Genomic DNA, 24,319 nt, shown 5'->3' with positions numbered 1-24,319 from the left:
TTTTAATAGGAGATACTTGAACATGCGGATCGGATCGATCGCATTGCGACCGTTGTCTAAACAGTATTTATCTTTCAATTCATCGTATATGAAAGTAAAGTCCACCAGATCGTTGATTTGGCGCAACATATTGTCCTTTGGCACGACGATGTCATATAACCCTGCATATGGACTTAAAACCATTGATTGTTGTTGCCGAATCATTCGATCACCCGCTCTTCATGATGCTTTAATTATAAGCGAAAAGAGGCACAGCCTGCTCAATTTTCTTGAGGGACTGTACCTCTTATAGATGATGCAGACTTTTTCAGTGGCCTCGTTTTCTCCGGGCGGCTTTTTTATTGTTTAGGAAATGGCGCAGCATATTTCCGTGCATAATCGGGGGCTCCCCCAAAAGTAAGGTCTAGAAATATAAAGTTCATATTCTTAGATTTTTCAATTCACATACTCTAACACCGCTTGGTGAACAATAAGCTTGATTCATTAAATAGGCAAAAGGTTGGTTGGCAAAGGATGAGATTGTATTTAGGCAAGCTTGTGACCGTTTTATTGCTTGGAATCTTTATTGCGGCTGCGGGCCCTGTTCCCGTTGCTTCCGCATTGGCGCCGATTCCGCTCGAAGCCATTCGGGAAGAAGGCGTCTACATTGAAATTAACAAAAAGAGAAACTGGCTTACCGTTTTTGTCAACGGTCACCCCATGTACGGTTTTCCCGTTGCAACCGGACGAAGGAAAGAGCTGACGCCGAACGGGGAGTTTCATATCGTCACCAAAATTGAGAAACCCTGGTATGTCCGAAAACAAATTCCGGGCGGAGACCGGCGCAATCCGTTAGGCACCCGGTGGATGGGCATTAACGTTCCGGGAACAGGCGGATACACATACGGGCTTCATGGAACAAACCGTCCTTATTCGATCGGAAGTCATGCCTCGTCAGGCTGCGTCCGCATGCACAACCGTGATATTGAATGGCTGTACCGCCATATTCCGCTTGGCACGAAAGTCATCATTAAAGATAAATAAAAAGGGTTGTATGAAATCAAAGCATACGGACATACTACTAGAGCGGTGAAAAGAGAGGTGTGGTTCCGTTGAACGTTCCAACGAAACATTCCGGTAATATGGTGTTAGACTCCAGATAGAAGCGGAGGGATGTGCCAAAGACACGTTAGTGTAGTACCTGTACTGCAATAAAGTGACAAGGTTTCTGACCAAGCTTTTGGAAGGTGCTCGAGGCTTTACTACAAAATCAATTCACCGCGAAGAGGATCCCGAGAGGGGTCCTTTTTTGTGTTTGTTTTTTTAAACATAAAGGGGCCGGCAAATCCGACAAAAGAACTAGAAGCTCTTATTATTTCACACTTTTTTTACATTTAAATCATAGTTTCATCATGAATGTGCGCTAAGTTGATGTTATGCTTGAGCATCGGCAATCGAGTATCCATGATCCGCAGCATACGACAGATCAGATACTGGACTTACCCTTGTAGGGGGCGTTGGGAAGCGTTTTCCCGATCGGATAAGAATACATGGAGGTATGGGAATGATCAGGTGGATCCAGAATGTATCCAAAAAATGGGTGGTTGCCGCCATTGCCGTTATTGCGGTTATCGCAGTAGTCGGAGGTTCGTTTATGAACTGGGGGGGCGGAGGCAATACGGCGCAGCAGGGAGCCGGTCAAAGGCCCGGCGCCGGAGCTGCCAGACAATTTCCGGTCGAAACCCAGGTTGTTAAAAAGGCGGAGGTGGGCGGAGGCCAAGTGTTTACCGGCTCCATTACGCCGATCTATACATCGAACGTATCCTCCCGCGTGTCCGGCAGAGTAACCGAGATGATGGTGAAGCCGGGGGACCGGGTCACGGTCGGCCAGCCGCTGGCGAAGATCGACACGACCGCTCTGCAGCAGCAAATCGCCCAATCGGAGAGCGCGGTTGCGGTTAGCGCCGCCCAGCTGCAAAGAACGGCCAACGATCAGGCGAACAGCGCGGCTACCGCGGAAAAGCAGCTGGCCGTTCAGAAGGCCAATCTGGAGAAGGCGATCGTCGACCAGCAAAATGCAGTCGCTGCCGCCAAGCAGCAGGTTGCGCTGTCGCAAGCCAACTATAATAAAGCAATCAACGATCAGCAAAGCTCGATCGCGAACGCCAAGCAGCAGCTGGCGATTTCGCAGCAAAACTTTAATAATGCGATTACTACATACAATACGAACCTGGCGAATGCGCAAAATACGTTGAATTCCCAACAGGATACCATTCAAAACTCGCAGGTAAGCTCCAATAATTCGATAGATACTTTGCAGCTCCAGCTGGAGCAGGCCATCATGAATTTGAACAGCGTCAAGGCCAACAACGCCTCGAACAGCACCGCAATGGATACGGCTCTGCAAAAGGTGCAGTCCGCTCAGCTTGCTCTGGATCAAGCACAGCAGACGACGCCGAATGCGCTTACCTCGGCTTCGGCCGCGCTGTTAAAGGCGCAGAGCGACCTTGCGACGGCGCAAAATTCGCAAACGGTGCAAATCGCGCAGGAGCAGCTGAACCGGGATTCGATCTCGATGGCCAATGCGCAAAATTCGCTTGCGGCTATTATGGAAACGAACCAGCAAACGCTGCAGAAGGATCAGCTTTCATTAACGAATACGCAGGCATCCCAGGAGCTTGCCCTGAATGTGACGAAGGCACAAGTTGAGCAGACCGAGCAAGCGGTGGCGACGGCCAAATCGGTTGATGCGGTTGCCGTAAGCAACGCGCAGTTTCAACAGGCGCAGACGAACCTGAGAGTTCTGAACGAACAGCTGCAGGATGGGGTGCTGCTGTCGCCGGTCGACGGCGTTGTCAGCGCGATTAATACGCCGGTCGGACAAAATGCGGGCGGGACGTCCAACATTTTATCGATCGCCGCTCTGGACCCGACGCAGGCAACGGTGAATATTTCGGAAGCGAATATCGGAAAAATTAAGGTCGGCATGGAAATGAAAGTCAATGTGCCTACGCTAAACAAAACGTATGACGGCGTAGTGGCGGCTATACGTCCGACGATGGATTCAGTCACCAAATCCTACGGCGTCGATATTAAAGTGAACGACGAGAAGCACGAGCTGCTGCCAGGTATGTTCGCCACCTCCAGTCTGAAGAGCGAAGGACGGAGCGCGATCATGGTTCCGGCCGATGCGGTTCTCAGCCAGCCGAGCGGTAATGCCGCGTTTATCGTGCAGGACGGCCGGGCGAAGAAAGTATCGGTAAAAGTCGGCACGCTGACCAGCTCGATGTTTGAAATAACGAATGGATTGGCTGAGGGCGACGAACTGGTCGTGAAAGGACAGGAGCTGCTTTCCGACAAGGCGGCGGTCCAGGTGGTGAAGCCTGGCCAGGAAGGGCAAAAACCGCAGGGCGGTCAAGGCCAGCAGGGCGGTCAAGGCCAGCAGGGCGGCCGGGGCCAGCAAGGAGGCCAAGGACAACAGGGCAGCCAAGGCCAGCAAGGCGGTCAAGGCCAGCAGGGAAACCAGGGCCAGCAAGGAGGCCAAGGACAACAGGGCAGCCAAGGCCAGCAGGGCGGTCAAGGCCAGCAGGGAAGCCAGGGCCAGCAAGGAGGCCAAGGCCAGCAGGGAAGCCAAAGCCAGCAGAGCAGTCAAGGCCAGCCGGCTAATGCAAACGGCGGAGCCTCCGGTCAAGCCCCGAGAGCAGGTGGGGGTCAGTGAATTTAGCCAATTTCTCCGTCAACCGTCCCGTTACCATATTTATGATGATGATCGCGCTCGTTATTATCGGCTCGATCGCGGCACCGCTTTTGCCGGTTGACTTGTACCCGAACATGGAAATTCCGACAGCGAACGTAAGCGTGAACTGGCCGGGTGCCTCGCCGGGGCAGGTGGAGAGCCAGGTGACGAAACGGATCGAAGCTTCCATGGCGACGATAGCCAACGTGCAGTCCGTCTCATCAACGTCACGAACGGGCTCAAGCAACGTGACGGTGCAGTTTAATTTCGGCACGGATATAAGCGAGGCCACCTTGACGATGCGGGACCGCCTGGACAGAGTCAAGCGGCAGCTGCCGACGGATGCGGACGCACCGGTCGTTTCCCGCGCCGATCCGAACAGTCAGCCGATTCTCAACCTGGCGCTGTACAGCAACAGCGTGGACCTGATCACCCTCCGCGATTTGGCGGATAACGTCGTAAGCCCGGCGGTGCAGCGGGCCGATGGCGTAGCGTCGGTCGGCGTGACGGGCGGCCGGGTCCGGCAAATTCAGCTTTTGATCGACCAAAATAAGCTGAATCAATACGGGTTGACTTTTAATCAGGTCACCTCGGCTCTAAGCAACGACAACCAATCGACGGATGCCGGTCTCGTTTACAAGGGCGATCAACTGGTGCCGCTCACCATTAAGGGCGAGTTTAAATCGACCGCCGAGATTGAAAAGGTAAGGGTATCGCTGTCCCGCGGTCAATCGATACCGATCGGCGAGCTTGGCCAAGTCATTGACACGTACCAGGAGATTACGTTTGAATCGCGCCGCAACGGAGAGAAGAGCGTCGGCATCTCGGTACTGAAGCAATCCGACGGAAATACGGTATCGGTTGCCGACAATATCCGCAAGGCGATGGCCGATATTGAAAAAAACTTGCCTGAGGGCGTAAAGCTCGGCGTACTCAACGATTCGTCGAAATTTATTAAAAGCTCGATCAATACCGTCGTTGAGCATACGCTGCTCGGCGGAGTATTCTCCGTTATTATTTTGATGCTGTTTTTGAACAGCATCCGCGCTACGTTGATCATCGGCGTCGTTATTCCAATTTCGGTCATCAGCGCCTTCAGCATGATGTATTTTTCCGGGCAGACGATCAATACGATAACGTTAGGGGGTCTGGCGCTGGGTCTCGGCTCGCTCGTTGACTTTGCCGTTGTCGTGCTGGAAAGCATTTTCCGCAAACGCGAAGAAGGATTGACGCCTGTCGAAGCGGCCAAGCAGGGGACTGCGGAGGTCGGTACCGCGGTTCTCGCTTCGGCATTGGCCCAGATTGCCGTGTTTGCGCCGACCTTGTTTATAAACGGTTTGGTTAAAAACTTTTTCGTTCCGATGGCGCTCACGGTCAGCTTCTCGCATATTGCGGCCTTGTTTGCAGCGATCACGCTGGTTCCGATGCTTGCCGCCAAGCTGTTGAAGAAGCATAGTCATGACGAAACGCTGCCGGAGGGAAGATCGTACAACCCGGCCGTTTGGTTCGGACGCGGCATGAATAGGTTGACAAGGGGCTACAGCGGGTTGTTGAAATGGTCGCTCGGCCACCGTGCCATAATCGTTCTGGTTACGGTGGGCATGCTGGGCGGCAGCGTATTTTTGGCCAGATTCGTCGGTACCGAAATTACGCCGAAAACCGATGAAGGACAGCTGTTTGTCAATATTTCGTTGGCACAGGGCACGAAATTTGAGATTACCAATGCGCTGGCGACGAAAGTGGAAGACTTGATCAAGAATATTCCGGATATCGAGTCAATCTTCACAACAGTCGGCGGCGGAGGTGGAGGAGCATTCCAAAGCGCCTCGACGAACTCGGCCAACATCCAGGTGACGCTGAAGCCGCTTGCCGAACGCAAGCAAAAAACCGAGCAGATTGTGGAGCAAATCCGCAATTTGACGAGCGGCAACCCGGGCGCGCAAATTTCGGTAAACGCCCGTTCGTCCATCCGTCTGCCCGGATTGGGCGGCGGCGGCGGCGCGGACATCCAAGTCAACCTGAACGGACCGGATATGGCGGTGCTGAGCAAGCTGGGCGACATGGTTGCGGAAGAGCTGCGAGCCATTCCTACGCTGCGCAACGTTCAAAATACGCTGGATCGCAACATTCCCGAGTTCGATATGACGATTGACCGCGAAGCGGCGAGCTATTACGGGATATCGGTCAGGGAAGTGATGACGTCAATCCGTACCGCGTATCAAGGCTCGGTGGCGACAAACTTCAAGACAGGAGACTCGCAAATATCGGTGCTTGTCAAATATCCGTCGGAATTTACCAATAATTTGGAAAATTTAAACCAGGTCGTTCTTACTACCGCCTCCGGCGCGCAAATTCCGCTGAACGCCATTGCCAAGGTCGAGCCGGGCTCCGGACCTGCCCAGATCAGACATATTAACCAGCAGCGGCTTGCGACGATCCAAGGCGCGGTATTCAACGCCCCGATCGGCGACGTATCGAAGGAAGTACAGGCAAGACTGGATACGATCCAGCCTCCGGACGGCTATACCATTTCATTGGGCTCGCAGGCGGATTCGAACAATGCGTTTAAAAGCTTGTATATGATGCTCGGTTTATCGATCGTGCTCGTGTATATGGTAATGGCGAGCCAGTTCGAGTCGCTTTACGGTCCGTTTATTATTATGTTCTCGCTGCCTCCGACATTTATCGGGGCGATTCTGGGCTTGTATTTAACGCATCGGACGATAAATATGAACTCGGTCATGGGAATGATCATGCTCGTCGGGATTGTGGTCAACAATGCCATCGTACTGGTCGATTATACGAACCAGCTGCGCAAGCGGGGCATGACGCTGTACGATGCGCTGCTGGAAGCCGGCAGAATTCGGCTGCGGCCGATTCTCATGACGACGGCAACAACCGTGCTCGCAATGCTTCCGCTCGTCATCGGCTTCGGCGAAGGCGCGGAGGCGCAGGCATCGATGGCGACAGTAGTCGCCTTCGGCTTGACGCTGTCCACGATGATTACGCTGCTGCTGGTCCCTGTTGTGTACACGCTGATGGATGGGCTTAAAGATCGTTTGCAGCGCTACTGGAAAAAACAATCCCCTCCAGCCCTGCCGGCCGACCATTAATCGGAACGGTTTGAGAACTCGGGCGCTCATGAACGGAATGAACATGCGGGCTTCTCGATCCTGTACGAATCACACATCAGGTAAGCGGGGTTAGACTGAAATATCATAATGGAGGAGATACGTGCTATGGCTCGGAAACGCCGTAAACAGAACAATGGAAGGCTTGCGTTCGGTCTCGTTTTGGCGCTCGTGCTTCAGCTGCTGCTGGGCACAAGCATGGCTGCGGCGGCGGAAACGTCATCGCCATCCGACGGAAACGGCAGTGCCGCGGCAGAGGCGGTTGCCGGGAACGAAGCTTCGCCGTCCCCGGTCGTTCCCAATTTCAAATATACGCAGATTACCGGCGGTCTCAGTCATACGGTCGCATTGAAAAACGACGGCTCCGTTTGGACTTGGGGAGACAGTCTCCACGGAAAGCTTGGAACCGGAACCGATGTACAGCGCTATATCCCGACACAGGTGAAACCGCTGTTCGATATTATCGCAGTCGCTGCAGGGATGAATCATACATTGGCGCTGCGTAAGGACGGAACTGTATGGGCATGGGGCCAAAACTCGAAGGGGCAGATTGGCGACGGAACGACCATCGACCGCCTTGAGCCATATCAGATCGAAGATTTAAGCGATGTAATTGCGATCGCCGCGGGAAATAATCATTCGCTTGCCCTGAAAAAAGACGGTACGATCGTAAGCTGGGGCGACAATGAGCGGGGACAGTTGGGTAATGGTCTCAATTATGACATCGGATTGAAGCCGAGTCAGCTGACGAATCTTTCGGGGATTAAGGCTATAGCGGCGGGGGGTAATCATTCGCTGGCAATTAACAAGGACGATTATGTCGTCGCCTGGGGAGACAATACTTACGGACAGCTCGGAGACGCCGAAACGAGTTCTCATACGAACAGGCCGACTATCGTGAATTTCACCTATACGACGAAGGCCATTGCCGCCGGAAGCAATTTTTCCGTAACCTTGAAAGAAGACGGCTCCATCTGGACATGGGGCTACAACATTTCCGGCCAGCTGGGCAGCGGTACGGATAAGACCCGCAATTTTGCGGCGGCGGTCGTCGGCATCAAAGACGCCGTTGCGATCTCCGCAGGGAATTCTCATACCCTTATTTTGCATAAAGACGGCTCGGTAAGCAGTTGGGGGTTGAATAATTACGGCCAGCTCGGCATCGGAAACAACGTGAACAGCGTTGTGGAAGTTTCCGTCATGAAAAATGTAGCGATTATCGGAACCGGCCATTTTCATTCGATGGCCATCAATCCCGACGGAACGCTGTGGACTTGGGGAAACAGCACATTAGGCCAGCTGGGCGACGGTTCTGCGACAAGCCGGGTAAACCCCGTTGCGGTCCCGCGCTTTTCGATGCTGACGCGTCCGCCCGATCCATCAGGCGCCAATTTCAGCAATGCGGCTGTCGTCCGGCCGCTTGCTGCCGGAGACAGCTTCAATCTTGTTTTGAAAAACAGCAAGCTGTGGGCATGGGGCGAAAATATTTACAGCCAGCTCGGTGCGGGGATCGGCCCGGCCAAAAATGCACCCGTTCAGGTTGAAGCCGGGGATCAGATCGAAGCCGTATCAGCCGGAACCGGCCATGCGCTTGTGCTGAAGAAGGACGGTACGGTGTGGAGCTGGGGGCTCAATATAAGCGGACAGCTGGCGGACCAAACCACCGGCAATAAGAATACGCCCGCTCCGTCCCCTCTATTAACCGATGTGACCGATATTGCCGGCGGCAACCAGTTTACGGTTGCCTTGAAAAAGGACGGCACCGTCTGGGCTGTAGGCGACAATACGTTCGGCCAACTGGCCAACGGCGGCACCAAGGCAAGCTTGACACCGGTTCAAATACCCGGACTGTTTAAAATCAAAGCGATCGCGGCCGGATACAACCACGCGCTCGCTTTGGCCAATGACGGCACCGTCTGGTCGTGGGGCGACAACAGCAACGGTCAGCTGGGCGACGGCACATTGTCGCTGCGCAGGAGCGTCGTCCAGCTGACGGATTTGACGAATGTAAAGGCGATAGCCGCCGGCAGGAATCATTCGTTGGCGCTTAAGGATGACGGTACGGTGTGGTCATGGGGCTACAACGCGTTCGGCCAGCTCGGGGAAGATTCGACGACGAACCAGTCTTCGCCGGTTTTGGTAAGAACGATGATGAATGTGACGGCGATAGCTGCCGGCAGCTATCATTCGCTCGCCGTCCAGTCCGACGGTACGGTATGGACATGGGGCTTCAACGGCTTCGGCCAACTGGGCGATAACAGTACGGCGAACCGGTCGCGGGCGGTTCAAGTGAAAGGCATCCGCGGCGCTGTGGCCGCCGCCGCAGGAAGCAATCATTCCGCCGCAATCTCGGCGGATGGAACGGTATGGACATGGGGGGCCAACATGTCCGGGCAGCTCGGCGACGGTACGTTCCAGAACCTTACCGTGCCTGCCGCAGTGACCGGCTTCACGGCGTCGTTCAGCGACGCGGCCGGTCACTGGGCTGCCGCCGCGATTGCCGCCGCAGCGGATAAAGGCTACGTGGACGGCTACCCGGACGGCACGTTTCAGCCGGAGCGGACCGTCCTGCGCGCCGAGTTCGCAAAGCTGACGGCAGCTGCGGTCAAGCTGCCGGTAAGCCCGCCTGCTGCAGGACAGGCGTGGTACGAGCCGTATGCGGAGGCGCTGTGGATGGCGGGCTATATCGGCCAGGACGACGTCGGGACCGATTGGGAGAAGCCGATTACGCGTGCGGAAATGGCTAAAATCACCGTGCGCGCCGCCAGCAAGGAGCTGCAGTCCGCCAACACGACGGTGACCGACCAGCTCGCCATGTTATCGGCTGTGCAAAAAGGGATTTTGCAAGGCTTGGACAATGGGAGCCTGGAGCCGCAGGCAACGACGAACCGGGCGCAGGCCGTTACCATCATCGAACGGCTGCTGACATTGCAGAGCGGCGGTACGCTGACCGTGGACGCCAAAGCTTTGCAAAATGCGCAGCAGCAGGCGAATCCGCAGTAAATCACTGCGCTAATAATAATTCAGCTGACAACGCAGCTTTAAAGAAACCTTTCATCTCCGCCAACAAACGGAGGCGAAAGGTTTTTTAACATAATGCCGGTTTGCCGCCGATTGTTATTTGCGGCATCCGGGATATATTTCATTCAATTAGGCGATTGCACATGCCGCCTGGCGTTTTGGCACATACGATATTATCGTCATAATCTATGTAGACGGGAGCCCGAACTTATGCATATTTCCTCTTCTGTCCTTATACTGGTTCTGTTTATTTTATTGGTCATCCTGTTGATGATCATGGTGTAGGAAGTGGCGACGCATGCGATCGTCCTCCCGCAGGGGGCCGGCTCAGTTGGGTTTGCGCAGTGAGTCAGCCCTCGGCAAAAAGCGGATTTTATTCGTTTGATACCATAAAATGAACCTGACGTTCCGCAAACGAAATTTGGATAACGGGAGAGACAGTTGGAGAAAATAACGGTTACCTGAGTCAATGACATCATTTTGCAGCGATTGAATGAAAGGAGGCCGGTTATGGCTACGAAAACGAAGCAAAAAATGACCTGGACCCAAATGGAGTACCAGGACCTGGCCAAAAAGAAAGAGCCGTCCAGACCGGTTGTGAAAAACTGTTTGCGCGCCTTTTTAGTGGGGGGCATCATTTGCATTCTAGGACAAGCCCTAATGGAGCTGTTCGTTAAAGGCTTCGGATTTACCCGGGAAACGGCCGGCAATCCGACGGTGGCTATTTTAATTTTGTTGTCGGTCATCTTGACATGTATGGGGGTTTACGACAAAATCGCGCAGTGGGCGGGTGCAGGCTCCGCGGTGCCTGTTACCGGATTTGCCAACTCCATGTGCTCCGCCGCGCTCGAATCGAAAAGCGAAGGCTACGTGCTTGGCGTCGGCAGCAACATGTTCAAGCTGGCCGGTTCGGTTATCGTATTCGGGACAGTGGCTGCATTTATCGTCGGAATCGTACATCTGATTGTCAATACGACACTTGGGAGGTGAACAAATGCTGCAGGGTCATCAAAGCTGGAAGTTTTTGAACCGTCCGGTCATTCAGTCGACCGCGACTGTCGTTGGCCCCGACGAAGGCAAAGGTCCGCTGGTCGACGATTTCGATATCGTTCACGGCGATCTGCAGCTGGGCCAGGACAGCTGGGAGAAAGCGGAGCGTTCGCTCATGGAGGAAGCCTCCAGCATTGCGGTGAAAAATGCCGGTTTGACAACCGGCGAGGTTCAGTTTTATATAGGCGGCGACTTGATGAATCAAATCATCAGCAACACGTTTGCGGCCAGGACGCTGACGATCCCGTATTTAGGCATTTTCGGTGCTTGCTCCACCTCTATGGAGGGACTTGCGCTTGCAGCGCAGCTGGTTGATTCGGGCGGCGCGAAGCATGCCATGGCGGGCACCTGCAGCCATAACTGCACATCCGAGAAGCAGTTCCGCTACCCGACCGAATACGGCTCCCAGAAGCCGCCAACCGCACAGTATACCGTGACGGGAGCGGGCGCCGCCGTATTGGCAAAATCGGGCGACGGTCCTGTCGTGACGGGAGCGACCATCGGCAGAGTGGTCGATATGGGGATCAAGGATCCTTTCAATATGGGTGCGGCGATGGCGCCCGCGGCCGTGGATACGCTGCAGGCGCATCTTCGCGATTTTAAACGCCAGCCGGGCTACTACGATCTGATTGTGACCGGCGATCTGGCCAAAGTCGGCTACGAGATTGCGCTTGAATTGATGGACAAGCACAAGCTGCCGATCGCGCAAACGACTTATAAAGATTGCGGCTTGATGATTTATGATATTGAAAATCAGGCTGTGAATGCGGGCGGCAGCGGCTGCGGCTGCTCTGCGGCCGTAACGTACGGTCATATTCTAAAGCAGCTGCGCAACGGCAGCCTCAAACGCGTGCTGGTAATCGCAACCGGAGCCTTGCTGTCCCCGCTCTCTTTTCAGCAGGGCGAAAGCATTCCGTGCATTGCCCATGCCGTATCGATTGAAAGCGGAGGTTGAACAGATGGAAACCTTTATGCATTTTGTATGGGCGTTCGTCATTGGCGGCGCAATCTGCGTAGTCGGACAATTGATGATGGATTTAGGCAAATTGTCGCCGGCACATACGATGAGCACCTTGGTCGTAGCCGGAGCGGTTGCCGACGGGGTCGGCTGGTACGATCCTTTCATCAAGTTTGCCGGCGCCGGCGCGACCGTCCCGATAACAAGCTTCGGCAACTCGCTGGTTCATGGCGCGCTGCAGGAATTGAACCAACATGGAGCGATAGGCATTATAACCGGCATTTTTGAAGTGACGAGCGCGGGTATTTCGGCCGCGATTATATTTTCTTTTCTCGCTGCGCTTGTGTTCAGGCCCCGGGGCTGACAAGGGCGCAGCCCAGGCAATAAGCATCAATGACATACGAACAATCGAAAGTCCCAAGACCTATAAAGCTTGGGGCTTTTTTTGTCGTTATCAATGAAGTTGCCTCAAAAAAAGGCGAAAAAGCGCAATAATGTGCAACTGTACAAACAAATTCAGCATTTTAGCATGTATACGGCGTTTTTTGAATCCTGTAGAATAGAAGATAAGTCACTTTACCCAAAACTTAGAAACCCAAGGAGGATCAGGAACATGGAGGCCATCGTCAAAGAAGACATACAAATACTGAAGCGCGTTCAAGCGAATTTGGAATCTTGTATCCTTGGTAAAACGGACGAAATCAAGCTGCTGCTGACAGCGATGCTGGCAGGCGGACACGTTCTGCTCGAGGATGTTCCGGGCACCGGGAAAACAGTGCTTATAAAATCGCTCGCCAAATCGATTCGCGGACAATTTCGCCGGATCCAATGCAATCCTGACTTGCTCCCTACAGATATTACAGGGGTTTCCATCTATCACCCGAAGGATGAAGTTTTCGTATTCAGACCGGGGCCGGTCATGACCCATATTTTATTGGCGGATGAAATCAACCGCGCAACGACGAAGACGCAATCCGCGCTGCTTGAGGCAATGGAGGAGGGCCACATTACGGTCGACGGAGAAACGCATACGCTGCCCAAGCCGTTTCTGCTGCTGGCCACGCAAAACCCGATAGATTTTGAAGGTACCTACATGCTGCCCGAAGCCCAACTGGACCGGTTTATGATGAAGTTCAGCCTTGGTTACCCCGACGAAGCAACCGAAACGAAAATGATTATTTCGCAAAGCGTTTCCCACCCGTTGGAGCATCTTCAGCCGGTGGCCGATGTCGAACATATCGGCGAAATTCAGCAGCGCGCGAAGCAGGTTCATCTGGATGATGCGGTTGCGGGCTATTTGGTGGCCGTCATCCGTAAAACCCGCGAGCATGCCGCCATTTTCTTAGGCGCAAGCCCGCGCGCGACCCTCGCTTTAGTGCAAGCCTCCAAAGCTTACGCTTTAATTCAGGAACGCGATTATGTCATCCCTGACGACATAAAATTTCTGGCTCCGTTCGTGCTGGGGCATCGTATTATTTTGCAGGCGGAGGCCCGCATGGACGGCGCTACCGTACAATCCGTACTGCAGTCCGTCTTTCAGCAGGTTAGAGTGCCCGTGCGATTGGAGAAGTGAGGATGATGAGGGAATCGATTGTGCAGAAACTGACAGAAATTCCCCGATTAAGCAAACAATTTTGGGCGGTGCTTATCAGCCTGTTCGGCAGCCTCGGATTTTTACTGTTTCAGGGCGGCAAGCTGGCGCTCATGCTTTTCGTTATTATTTTGATTTTAAGCATATATTTGCTGCTCGGGCAGTGGAGCGGCATCAAACGGACTCAAGGCGTGCGCCAGCTGCAAAACATGGAGCACTCCGGCTTGCTTGAGGCGGGCACCACGCTTGCCGTTTCCATCCGGCTGCAAATCCCCGGCTTTTGGCCGATGCCATACGTTTTCGTCAAAGACCGGTTGTTCCATAAAAACGGCAGAGAGCTGGTTTTCGAAACGACGATCGTTCCAGATTGGCGCCGCCGCGGCGACTTGGAATTCCGGACGCCGCCGTTGCGGCGCGGCGCCTATTCGTTCGGCGCGACGGAATGCGTGACCGAGGACATATTCGGCCTGTTCGAGCACAGCGGAATGCTGGAGCTCCCTCACAGCTTCGTCGTAGTGCCGCAAACGATTCCGATTCGCGATTGGCATCAGTTTCATCAGATGATGAAAGGAACGAATCACCACTCCTCAACGACGCGGGCTACGCGCGAAACGACGCAGATTAACGGTGTGCGCGAATATATGTACGGCGACCGGCTGTCAAGAATCCATTGGAATGCGACGGCGAAGACGGGGACGTGGAAATCGAAGGAATTCGAGCGGGAATCTTTGCCGAAAAGCTATCTGGTGCTGGATCGCCAAAGCAGCGCGTTTAAGGATGCCGAACAATTCGAGCTTGCGGTATCGATTGCCGCCTCGCTGTCCCAATACGGGATAAGCCGAAACCTGGCGCTCGGGCTGATCTCGACCGGTTCGGATGATGTGTACTTTGAGCCGAGGAACGGGCAAAATCAATTCAAGGCGGTACAGCAGCACTTCATTCATGTGGAAGCGGACGGCGTACATCCGTTGAGACAAGTATTGAGGGAAAAAGCGCAAAATATGGTGCCTGGCAGCTTTGTCGTATTAATTACGCCGCATTATGGCGAGCAGCTTTTGCCGATTTTCAGCTGGTTGAAGCAGCTGCAGCTGAACCCTTGCCACCTTTGGATCAGCACGGACCTTGAAGCGGACAAAGACATGTGGCTGCGTCAGCTGCATTCGCTCGGAATAACCGGCTATGCCGTCGGCTCGCTGCAAGAGCTTCCGGCCGCGTTGGGAGGTCGGAGCGGATGAACGAACCTAACGTATGGTGGCACCGTTTGTTATGGCAAAATTGGCCGCATCGGCTGAGCTCGCTGTTGGTCGGGCTGATCCTGCTGCAAGTCGTATTCTGGATTACGAAGGAACAGGGAACCTGGCTTCCCGAAACGGTTGTTATCGTCGAGCTTGCGCTGCTTGCGACCTTTGTGCTGGAGCATTTTCCGAAGCTGCATTGGCTTATTCGCGGACTTATTCAATTAGCTATACTTATATTCATTAATGTGCGGGTCCTGGTCAGCTATAATGTGATTGAAGAGATGTCGCTCGGCAGCTTCTTTTCATCCAAGCTATTTTTAAATTTATATCAGCTTACCCCTTATTTATGGTTCAGTCTCAGCGCTTGGGTTATTTATTTGACCTTAATATGGTGGGTCGAGGTCAAATGGCGGGTCTATCTGCTCATGATTGTCGGTATTTTGGCAATGTGTATCCGGGATTCGTTTTCGACCGTCTATTTATGGCCGCAGGTGGCCATGACGCTGGGCTGCGGTCTGTTCTTATTGATCCTGTGCCATTTTCAGCGGCTTCGCCGAAAAGATCCGGCCGCTTGGAGCTACTTGGCCGATTATCCGATGTCGATTGCGGTTCCGGTCATCTCTCTGGTCAGTTTGACCTTGGCGTTCGGGGCCATTATGCCGGAGGTGAGCCCGATTTTGACCGATCCGTATACCGCATGGCGCAATTTCCGCGGGCAGCCGGTCAATTTCACTACGGGCAAGGGCAATGAGGTGGCCGTCATGGCCGCAGCCGGCGATACGTCTTCCGGCTACAGCCGCAGCGATGCCGCGCTGGGGAGCGGCTTCGAATACGATTTTACCCCGGTGATGACCGTCGAGACTTCCCATCGCAGCTATTGGCGCGGCGAAACACGTTCATTTTACAGCGGCAAAGGATGGGAGGCTAGCGACGGCGACAAACGCGCTGCCGTGATCGGAGTAAGGGCGGACGCCGTGCTGCCGGGAGATCCCCGGGCAGCGGGCAGTCCGTTGAAATCGATTGAAGTGAAGCAGACGGTGACGCTGCTGTCCGAGGAAAAATATCCGGTGCTGTTCGGCGCGTACAATGTGCAAAAGCTTATCGATATCAATGGCGCCAAAACCGGCTTCGACCCGATTTACTGGGCGGCCGGCCAGTCGGAGCTCCGCTTTAACGAGCAGCGGCAGGCGCCGTACCCGAAAACGTATTCGCTCGTCTCGCAGATGCCGATTGTCGATGAGGAGGCGCTGCGCCAATCGCCGCTGGAACCGCCGAACCGGGCGGAGCTTGCGCCTTATCTGCAGCTGCCGGATAATGTGCCGGCCCGGGTCAAGCAGTTGGCCGCCGATATTACGAAGGATTCGGCGAATCCGTACGATAAGGCCAAAAAGATCGAGCAATATTTGCGCGAAAAGTATCCGTATACGAACAAGCCGGATGTCAGCAAAGGGCGCAGCCGCGATTTTGTCGACCGTTTTCTGTTCGAAATCAAGGAGGGCTATTGCGATTACTACTCCTCGGCAATGGCGGTTTTGTCCCGCAGCGTCGGTCTGCCTACCCGTTGGGTAAAGGGCTACGCTTCCGGAATTTCCGCCATGCAGGAAGAAATGATGTTTTCCATGGGCGACGAAAGCTTGATCGATCCGGATGCCGCCGGCGTTTATACCGTCCGGAATGCGGATGCACATTCCTGGGTGGAAGTGTATTTCAGCGGGCTGGGCTGGATTCCGTTCGAGCCGACCTCCGGATTTGCGCTGCCGCGCGCCGTACCGGAGCAGGAGCTGACCTTCGATCTGTCTATGCTGCCGGACGTTCCCGCTACACCGGAGGAGACGACCGTATTTGCCAATCCGGGCCAAGCGGCCGGAATCGGCGGAATCGCAGTGCTGCTTGCGGCGCTTGCCACCTTTCTCGCCTGGAAGCTGCAGATTGTCGAGCTGATCCGCGAGCGGCTGGAACGCCGGCGCGCTTCGCTTTTGAAGCAAAAGGTGATCGTCGAGTGCGAGAGGCTGCTGCGGATTTGCCGGCGCAACGGGTATACACGCTTGGAGCATGAGACTTTGCGGGAAGCGGTTCGCCGCTGGTCGAAGCAGAGCAAGTGGCTGAAGGCCGATTTGGAGCAGGTGCTGTCGATTTTCGAAAAAGCGAAATACAGCAAGGCGGAAATAACCGAGGAGGATTGGCAGAGCACGTCGCAGCTCGTTGAGAAGCTTCGCTCGCAATTTTAATAACGCTGCACAAGCTTGATCGGGTTGTTTAGCCCAGGTCAAGCTTTTTTTTGAACGGAAACCATAAGATGTTATACTTAGTTTTTGTACAATCTTGACAAATGCGCTCGTTCTCGAAGGACGGCGAAGCCGTTTATCCTTGCTTGAAAGGCGAGAAGGCATACACCTTTCGGATCACAAGAGAGGCCGCTGCTCTCGCGGAGCGGCTCCGAAAATATTTGATTCGGCATTTTGCAACAAAAAGGACATATATGGTATAGTTTGCGTATATAAGCATGTTCTTGAGGTGAATTCGTTGTTGAAAAAGCTTCTGCCCGGTTTACAGGTAAATACGATTTACGATCTGGATTTAAACGCATTATGGGAGCAAGGAATCCGCGGCATTATTACGGATCTTGATAATACATTGGTCGGCGCCAAGGCCCCGTTGGCCACGCCGGAGCTGTTGGATTGGCTGAAGGTCGTCGGACAGATCGGCTTTCAAGTCGTGATCGTATCAAACAATAACCGGCCGCGCGTCAGCAAGTTTGCCGAGCCGTTGTCGCTGCCTTTTATTTACCGGGCCAAGAAGCCCACAAGCGCCGCATTTCGTAAAGCTATGGGAATGATGGGGTTGACGCCGGAGCAGACGGCTGTTATCGGCGATCAGATGATGACGGATGTGCTTGGCGGAAACCGGCTCGGGCTTTATACGATACTGGTGCTGCCGATAGCCCGGGCGGATGAAGGCATTTTTACAAAAGTCATTAACCGTTCATTAGAGAAAGTCGCTTTAAGCTGGATGAAAAGGTAGGTAAACCATGACACAATTGCAATCCGAACAAACCGGCTGTGCCGGCTGCGGCGTCAAGCTGCAGACCGAAAGCCCCGATAAGCTCGGCTATGTGCCGCCGCAAGCGTTAAACCGCACGCCGGTAATATGCCAGCGCTGCTTCCGCATCAAAAACTATAACGAATCGTCGGGCATCACGTTGAATCACGACGATTTTTTAAAGCTGTTAAGCCATGTCGGACATACGAAAGCGCTCGTGGTCAACATTATCGATATTTTTGATTTCGAGGGCAGTCTGATCAGCGGGTTGCCGCGGTTTGTGGGCGACAATCCGGTCGTGCTCTGCGTCAACAAAATCGATCTGCTGCCGAAGGTGACCAATTTTAACAAAATCGTCAACTGGGTGCGCAAGCAGGCGAAAGAATTCGGTCTCAAAACCGTTGAAGTGGTGCTCTGCTCAGCTAAGCAAAATATGGGCTTTGACAGAGTCATTCAAGCGTTGGACGAGTACCGGAACGGTCATGATATTTATGTGGTCGGGGCGACCAATGTCGGCAAGTCGACGCTCATTAACCGTTTGATCCGCGATTACAGCGATCTTGACGCAGAGCTGACGACATCGCAATATCCGGGCACGACGCTGGATATTGTCAAAATTCCGATGGACGACGGCACTTTCATCATCGACACGCCGGGGATCGTGTATCCGCATCGGTTGACGGAGTTGGTCAATAAACGGGATTTGCAGAAGCTGATGCCGGACCGGCCGGTGAAGCCCATCGTTTTTCAACTGAACGAGCGCCAGACGATCTTTTTCGGCGGTCTCGTCCGGTTCGATTTTGTCCAGGGCGCGAGACAGTCGTTTACATTCTATGTATCGAATGCGCTTCAGGCGCACCGGACGAAGCTCGAACGGGCGGATGAGCTGTATGAGGAGCATAAGGGCGAGCTGCTCAGCCCGCCTTCGCGCGACGAACTGGAGCAGCTGCCCAAGCTGACCAAGCATCCGGTACGGATTCCAAAGGGCAAGGTGTACGATGTGTCCATTTCAGGCTTGGGTTGGGTGAAAGTCAACAGCGATATCGGAGCGGACTTGATGATTCATGTGCCCAAAGGCGTAAAAGTGGCGGTTAGAGAATCGCTTATTTAAGGGGATCAAGGCGGGAGGAAAAGAAATACAATGGGGACACGCAATTTGGACAGCTACACGATTATGTACGCGGTTTTCGGAGATCCGATCCGGCATTCCAAGTCGCCGATCATGCTGAACCGCGCATTCGAAGAGACGGGAATCAATGCGGCATACGCGGCTTTTCATATTTTACCCGGGCAGTTGAAGGATGCGGTAAACGGCATCCGGGCGATGCAGTTTCGCGGCGTTAACGTGACGATTCCGCATAAGCTGGAGGTCATGGATTACCTCGACGAAATCGACGAAGGCGCACGCATCATCGGCGCCGTCAACACGATCGTTAACGATAACGGCAGGCTGATCGGCTATAATACGGACGGAATCGGTTACGTGCGTTCCTTGAAGGAAGAAACCGGAATCGAGCTGAGCGGTAAAAAAGTGCTGATGATCGGCGCCGGCGGTGCCGCCCGAGGTGTCGGCTACGCGCTGGCGAAGGAAGGGGCCTCGCATATTTACATCGCGAACCGGACGCGCGGGAAAGCCGACGAGCTGGCGCGGAACATGTCCGAATTTACGTCGGCCAGCGGCCTCGGTCTGGACGAAATTGCCGGTGTGATCGGCGAGGTCAGTCTGATCGTTAACAATACGTCGCTCGGCATGCATCCGAATGAGGACGGCGTGCCGATGGACACATCGCTGATCGGGGATCGGCTGGTCGTCAGCGATCTCGTATACAATCCGATCATCACGCGATTTCTGCGTGAATCCGAGGCGCGGGGGGCGAAAATCCACAGCGGCTTGGGCATGTTTATTTATCAGGGAGCGTACGCGTTCGAATATTGGACCGGCGTACCGGCCCCTATCGCCGCCATGCGGCAGGTCGTTATCGACTCATTTTAGACACACCCTTGACAAACGCGCCCGTCCCCTAAAAGGACGGCGGAGCCGTTTATCCTGGAATTTCAACCGAATTGAGGCAAACACATGTTAACTGGCAAACAAAAAAGATATCTCCGCTCTTTGGCGCATCATCTGGACCCGATTTTTCAAGTGGGCAAAGGCGGCGTCAACGAGCATTTAATCCGGCACATCGAAGAAGCGCTGGAGGTGCGGGAGCTGATTAAAGTTACCGTATTGAACAACAGCGGAGAAGACCGCGACGAGGTCGGTCAGCAGCTGGCCGAAGGCGCGGGTGCGGAATTGGTTCAAGTGATCGGCAAAATTATTGTGCTGTACAAGGAATCCCGCGATCATAAAACGATCGAACTGCCGTAAAAAATAGTATAAGCAATAACCGTAAAAAGAGGTGCAAGGATGAAGGTTGGAATCATGGGGGGGACCTTTGATCCGATCCATATCGGCCACATGATAGCGGCGCAGTGCGCTTACGAGCAGGCGGGGCTGAGCGAGGTGTGGTTTATGCCGACCAACGTTCCGCCCCACAAACAGCAAGCAACCATGGCAAGCAGCGGACAAAGATGGGAAATGGTTTGCAGAGCGGTTGAGGGGCAGCCCCATTTCCGTCCGTTCGATTTCGAATTGAAAAAAGGCGGCATTTCCTACACGTTCGATACGATAAGCCTGCTGCTCAAGGAATATCCCGGCATTCATTTTTATTATATAATCGGGGCCGACATGGTTCAGTTTTTGCCCAAATGGTATAAGATCGGCGAGCTGGCGAAGCTCATCTCGTTTATCGGTCTGCAGCGTCCGGGATACACGCCCGGGATGGAGCAGCTGCCGGAATCGCTGCGCGATGCGGTCGAGCTTGCCACGATGCCTCTTATCGAGCTTTCGTCAACGTCGATCCGGCAGCGTAAATCCGAAGGCAGAACGATTCGGCATCTGGTGCCGGATCGCGTACACGAATATATCGAGGAGAGCGGATGCTATGGACCCTAAACATTTAATTGAAGCGGTGCAATCGCAGATGCCGGCTAAACGTTGGGAGCATACGCTGGGTGTAATGGAGACGTCAGTCCGATTGGCGAAGGCTTACGGCTGCGATCCGGATAAAGCTTATGTGGCCGCTATTCTGCACGATGTCGTCAAATATTGGCCGGTCCAGGCTCAAGGCGACGTTATCCGCAAAAACGGCCTGCAGCCCGATCTGCTTGACTACGATAAAGAAATTTGGCATGCGCATGCGGGAGCTTTCGTGGCCCGGAGGGATTACGGCATTGACGACGAAGAAGTGCTGGACGCGATCCGCTATCATACGACCGGACGCGAAAAGATGACAATGCTGGAAAAAGTGGTTTGTCTTGCCGATTATATCGAGCCGGGCCGTGATTTTCCGGGAGTGCATAATATTCGTGAAATCGCCGAACATAGTGTTGAGAAGGCGCTGCTTGCCGCTTTTGACGGAACGGTTCTATTTTTGGTGGAAAAGGGTAAAAAGGTTTATCCGTTGACGATATTGGCCCGAAACGGCTTAATTGAGGAAATCAAACAACAATCCCAAGGAGGAAATTGAATGAGTATAACCCCGGATAAATTGATGGCTCTGATCGTGGACGCGGCTGACGACAAAAAAGCGATGAACATCGTTACCTTGAATCTGCAAGGCATTTCCCTGATCGCCGATTATTTCATCATCTGCCACGGAAATTCCGAGACACAGGTGCAGGCGATCGCAGCTGAGGTACGTAAAAAAGCCGACGAGCAGGGCGTTCGAGTTCGCGGATTGGAAGGTATGGACACGGCGCGCTGGGTGCTTATCGACTTAGGCGACGTCGTCGTGCACGTATTCCACCGCGATGACCGGGAATATTACAATATTGAGCGCTTATGGTCCGATGCGAAAGTGGTTGAGAACGTATGAGGCTTGAAGCGGGCAAGCGGGTTGCGCTGCAAGTGGCAAAGGAGGTTTCGCCGAACGGCTACTTTGTGACGAATGGCGTTCAGGAAGTGCTGCTCCATTACAGCGAGGTAATCGGCGAAATTGAGGTAGGCGACCGGGTGGAAGTATTCCTGTACTACGATACGGAGGACCGGCTGGCGGCAACAATGCGCAAGCCGCTCATCGAGCTCGGAGAAGTCGCGCTGCTGGAGGTCGTCGATGTTCACCCGAGATTCGGCTGCTTTCTGGAGATGGGCCTGGGCCGCAACCTGCTGCTCCCGTTTAAAGAGCAGCCTGACCTTAAGGAGCTGCGGCCGCAGGTAGGCGACAAGGTATTCGTCGTGCTGAACCACGACCGTCAAGGCCGGCTGGTCGCCAAGACGGCCGGAGAAGCGGAGCTGAAGCCGCTTTGCTTCGATGCGCCGGCAAGCTGGAAAAACAAAAAGGTGCTTGCCCGCGTGTATAAGCCACTGCAAATGGGAACGTTCGTCGTGTGTGATGGAGGAATCGTCGGGTTCGGCGTCATCGGATTGATCCACGACGCCGATCGGACGCGGCTGCTCCGATTGGGCGAGGAAGTAGAGATACGGATTACGTTCATCCGTGAAGACGGCAACGTTAACGGCTCGATGAGGGCCGCGAAGCATATCGGCCGCGATGAAGATTCGGAGCGGATATTGGCGGTGCTGAGAGACAGGCCGAACGGCGCGATGCCTTATTCGGACGAAACGCCGGCGGATGTGGTCAGCCAACGGTTTCAGATCAGCAAAGCCGCATTTAAACGAGCGCTTGGCAAGCTGATGAAGGAAGGCTTGGTTTATCAAAAGGGCAGCTGGACGCACTTGAAGCAGGAGCAGGGAAGCTCCGAAGAGTGACGTGAAGCTCCGAAGAGTGACGTGAAGCTCCGAAGCGAATTCCGCTAACCCGTATCCACCGGGTTTCGTCAAGAGTGCAGGCAACTCTTGACCTTACTTTTGGGGGCGCCCCCAACTTAAGTCCCCCAAAAGCCGAACGGCCATAATCGGCAAGCAGATCAAAATCCGGAAGGTTGCTGAAAGCTTTGGCTTATGATGAATTCGCATTTTATTACGACCGGTTGATGGAGGATATGCCCTACGACGAATGGCTCGGATTTCTGCGACAATGCTGGGACAAGTACGGCCAGCCGCGATCGATTGCCGATTTGGGCTGCGGTACGGGCAGTATAGCCATCCCGCTGGCGGAGCAGGGCTTCGAGGTGTTCGGGATCGATCTGTCCGAGGACATGCTCGCCGTGGCGCGGGACAAGTCGGATGAAGCCGCGCGGCGGAGCGCTTTTCCCGGATCGGGGGGAGTGACCTGGCTGCAGCAGGATCTGCGCGATTGGGAGCTGCTGCGTCCAGTCGATGCGGCCGTTTCGCTATGCGATTGCATCAATTACTTGCTTGAGGAAGAAGATGTGGCGCAAGCATTCGCTCAAGCTTATGCGGGATTGAAGGACGGCGGCATTTTTGTATTCGACGTTCATACGCCGTATCAACTGGAAGCTTATGCCGCGGCGCAGCCTTTTTTTCTGAACGAGGAGGACATCGCTTATATTTGGACAAGTGAACTGAATGCGGGGCGCGGCGAAATCGAACATGCGCTGACGATTTTCGCCAAGGAGACGCCGGCCGTTCAGGGCAGCTCGGACGATACGGCGGCGGACCGGTTTCGCCGGATCGAAGAATATCACGTCCAGCGGGCTTACCCGATCGACTGGCTGAAAAAGCGGCTGCTTGCGACCGGTTTTCGGGAAGCGGAATGCTATGCGGACTTTTTGTGGAAGCCTGTGACGGAGACGACGCGGCGGGCGTTTTTTGTGGCGTTAAAGTAAACGATAAAATAGAAAGTTCTGCATCGGAACAATCCGGCGCCATTTAATGCGAAACGATCAGACGCACAATCCCAAGTATAATGCCCCATAAGGGCAGAGCCAGAGCGACGCCGTTTATGAAACCTGTCAATGTGAACACCTCTTCAACTTTCGGCTTGGTTGAACCGCTATAGCATCATCTTTTCCAGATTGGGTCGAAATTAATCCACAGCCGGAGGAAAGACGTACGGGCCTGCTTGCGGCCTAACGCTTCCATCGTGAGAGAAGGATACTTGACATGGTTGCCTGTTTTTACATATAATCGCTTTATATCATGACTAACGGCAGTGAAAAGAAGCAGTAGCTCTGTCCCCAATGTTCAGAGAGCCAGCGATTCGGTGCGAGCTGGTACTTGGCAGGAGTGAACTCGTCTTGGAGCCAGAGGGTGAAACGCTTTGCATCGCAGGCCATGTCCCGCAGGACGCAAAGCACAAGCCTGATCGAATCCCCCGCGTTAAGGGGAAGAGTGAACTCGGGCAAAGAATGCCTGCAGTTAACTAGGGTGGTACCACGGGAAGCATGCCTCTCGTCCCTAGCCGTTGCGCTAGCGATGAGAGGCTTTTTTATAATAATAGAAAGTATAAGTTTTCAGCGGAGCTGAAGCTTTCTATCATTGCAAGAAAACCTACATTTTAATCGCGGTCGCTCATCCTTGAAAGGCCTCGATAGAGGGTTTCTTATAATATCAGAAAGTATAAGTTTTCAGCGGAACTGAAGCTTTCTATCATTGCAAGAAAACCTACATTT

At 53.9% G+C, this 24,319-nt stretch carries 20 protein-coding genes and 1 other annotated feature; of the genes, 19 read left to right on the top strand and 1 reads right to left on the bottom strand.

All coding sequences use genetic code 11. The features are described 5' to 3' along the window. Positions 1-204: transposase (locus E1757_RS17115; RefSeq protein ID WP_484217465.1), on the bottom strand; the 204-nt coding region annotated here is incomplete at its 3' end. A gap of 309 nt (positions 205-513) precedes the next feature. Between E1757_RS17115 and E1757_RS17110 the strand changes: the two genes are divergently transcribed. The 19 genes from E1757_RS17110 (at position 514) to E1757_RS17020 (ending at position 23,533) form a co-directional block, all read left to right on the top strand. After that, positions 514-1,023, top strand: a complete 510-nt coding sequence (locus tag E1757_RS17110; RefSeq protein WP_133230229.1) for a L,D-transpeptidase — start codon at positions 514-516, stop codon at positions 1,021-1,023. Between the two features lie 520 nt (positions 1,024-1,543). Then, positions 1,544-3,697 carry an efflux RND transporter periplasmic adaptor subunit gene (locus E1757_RS17105; protein ID WP_165972157.1) on the top strand — a complete coding sequence of 718 codons (2,154 nt, stop codon included), beginning with the start codon at positions 1,544-1,546 and terminating at the stop codon, positions 3,695-3,697. Continuing rightward, positions 3,694-6,828 carry an efflux RND transporter permease subunit gene (locus tag E1757_RS17100; protein WP_133230225.1) on the top strand — a complete coding sequence of 1,045 codons (3,135 nt, stop codon included), beginning with the start codon at positions 3,694-3,696 and terminating at the stop codon, positions 6,826-6,828. Before E1757_RS17105 ends, E1757_RS17100 begins: the two co-directional genes overlap by 4 nt. Positions 6,829-6,954: 126 nt before the next feature. Beyond that, entirely contained in the window at positions 6,955-9,849 is a 2,895-nt protein-coding gene (locus tag E1757_RS17095; protein ID WP_165972156.1) for an RCC1 domain-containing protein, read from the top strand. Between the two features lie 528 nt (positions 9,850-10,377). Then, a complete protein-coding gene (spoVAC, locus tag E1757_RS17090) occupies positions 10,378-10,857 on the top strand; it encodes a stage V sporulation protein AC (RefSeq protein WP_133230222.1) in 480 nt (159 codons plus the stop codon). 4 nt (positions 10,858-10,861) lie between these two features. Further along, on the top strand, positions 10,862-11,872 hold the full coding sequence (spoVAD, locus tag E1757_RS17085; protein WP_133230221.1) for a stage V sporulation protein AD: 1,011 nt from the start codon (positions 10,862-10,864) through the stop codon (positions 11,870-11,872). Positions 11,873-11,888: 16 nt separating this feature from the next. Continuing rightward, positions 11,889-12,239, top strand: coding sequence for a stage V sporulation protein AE (gene spoVAE, locus E1757_RS17080; RefSeq protein WP_133230277.1), 351 nt, complete (start codon positions 11,889-11,891; stop codon positions 12,237-12,239). Between the two features lie 249 nt (positions 12,240-12,488). Next, on the top strand, positions 12,489-13,448 hold the full coding sequence (locus E1757_RS17075; protein ID WP_133230220.1) for an AAA family ATPase: 960 nt from the start codon (positions 12,489-12,491) through the stop codon (positions 13,446-13,448). A 20-nt stretch (positions 13,449-13,468) separates the two neighbouring features. Further along, complete coding sequence (locus E1757_RS17070) at positions 13,469-14,701, top strand: DUF58 domain-containing protein (RefSeq protein ID WP_246079234.1); 1,233 nt, start codon at positions 13,469-13,471, stop codon at positions 14,699-14,701. After that, the gene (locus tag E1757_RS17065; protein ID WP_133230217.1) at positions 14,698-16,932 is read left to right on the top strand and encodes a transglutaminase TgpA family protein; all 2,235 of its coding nucleotides are present in this window, start codon (positions 14,698-14,700) and stop codon (positions 16,930-16,932) included. Before E1757_RS17070 ends, E1757_RS17065 begins: the two co-directional genes overlap by 4 nt. A 295-nt stretch (positions 16,933-17,227) precedes the next feature. Further along, the gene (locus E1757_RS17060) at positions 17,228-17,725 is read left to right on the top strand and encodes a YqeG family HAD IIIA-type phosphatase (protein WP_133230215.1); all 498 of its coding nucleotides are present in this window, start codon (positions 17,228-17,230) and stop codon (positions 17,723-17,725) included. A 7-nt stretch (positions 17,726-17,732) separates the two neighbouring features. Beyond that, positions 17,733-18,854 carry a ribosome biogenesis GTPase YqeH gene (yqeH, locus tag E1757_RS17055; protein WP_133230213.1) on the top strand — a complete coding sequence of 374 codons (1,122 nt, stop codon included), beginning with the start codon at positions 17,733-17,735 and terminating at the stop codon, positions 18,852-18,854. 30 nt (positions 18,855-18,884) lie between these two features. After that, positions 18,885-19,736, top strand: a complete 852-nt coding sequence (aroE, locus tag E1757_RS17050) for a shikimate dehydrogenase (RefSeq protein ID WP_133230211.1) — start codon at positions 18,885-18,887, stop codon at positions 19,734-19,736. Between the two features lie 84 nt (positions 19,737-19,820). Further along, positions 19,821-20,111 (top strand): ribosome assembly RNA-binding protein YhbY, encoded by a 291-nt coding sequence (gene yhbY / locus E1757_RS17045; RefSeq protein ID WP_133230209.1) that lies wholly within the window; start codon positions 19,821-19,823, stop codon positions 20,109-20,111. A 39-nt stretch (positions 20,112-20,150) separates the two neighbouring features. Next, a complete protein-coding gene (locus tag E1757_RS17040; protein ID WP_133230207.1) occupies positions 20,151-20,738 on the top strand; it encodes a nicotinate-nucleotide adenylyltransferase in 588 nt (195 codons plus the stop codon). Then, positions 20,728-21,312 carry a bis(5'-nucleosyl)-tetraphosphatase (symmetrical) YqeK gene (gene yqeK / locus E1757_RS17035; RefSeq protein WP_133230205.1) on the top strand — a complete coding sequence of 195 codons (585 nt, stop codon included), beginning with the start codon at positions 20,728-20,730 and terminating at the stop codon, positions 21,310-21,312. Before E1757_RS17040 ends, yqeK begins: the two co-directional genes overlap by 11 nt. Further along, positions 21,313-21,660, top strand: coding sequence for a ribosome silencing factor (gene rsfS, locus E1757_RS17030; protein ID WP_133230203.1), 348 nt, complete (start codon positions 21,313-21,315; stop codon positions 21,658-21,660). It begins immediately after the preceding gene. Beyond that, the gene (locus E1757_RS17025; protein WP_133230201.1) at positions 21,657-22,553 is read left to right on the top strand and encodes a CvfB family protein; all 897 of its coding nucleotides are present in this window, start codon (positions 21,657-21,659) and stop codon (positions 22,551-22,553) included. Before rsfS ends, E1757_RS17025 begins: the two co-directional genes overlap by 4 nt. 185 nt (positions 22,554-22,738) lie before the next feature. Beyond that, on the top strand, positions 22,739-23,533 hold the full coding sequence (locus tag E1757_RS17020; RefSeq protein ID WP_133230199.1) for a class I SAM-dependent DNA methyltransferase: 795 nt from the start codon (positions 22,739-22,741) through the stop codon (positions 23,531-23,533). Positions 23,534-23,850: 317 nt separating this feature from the next. Next, positions 23,851-24,109: a binding site (T-box leader), on the top strand. Positions 24,110-24,319 lie beyond the last annotated feature (210 nt).

This window comes from Paenibacillus piri (genome assembly GCF_004354045.1).
GTDB lineage: Bacteria > Bacillota > Bacilli > Paenibacillales > NBRC-103111 > Paenibacillus_S > Paenibacillus_S piri.
This window is presented reverse-complemented; position numbering and strand designations above follow the sequence as displayed.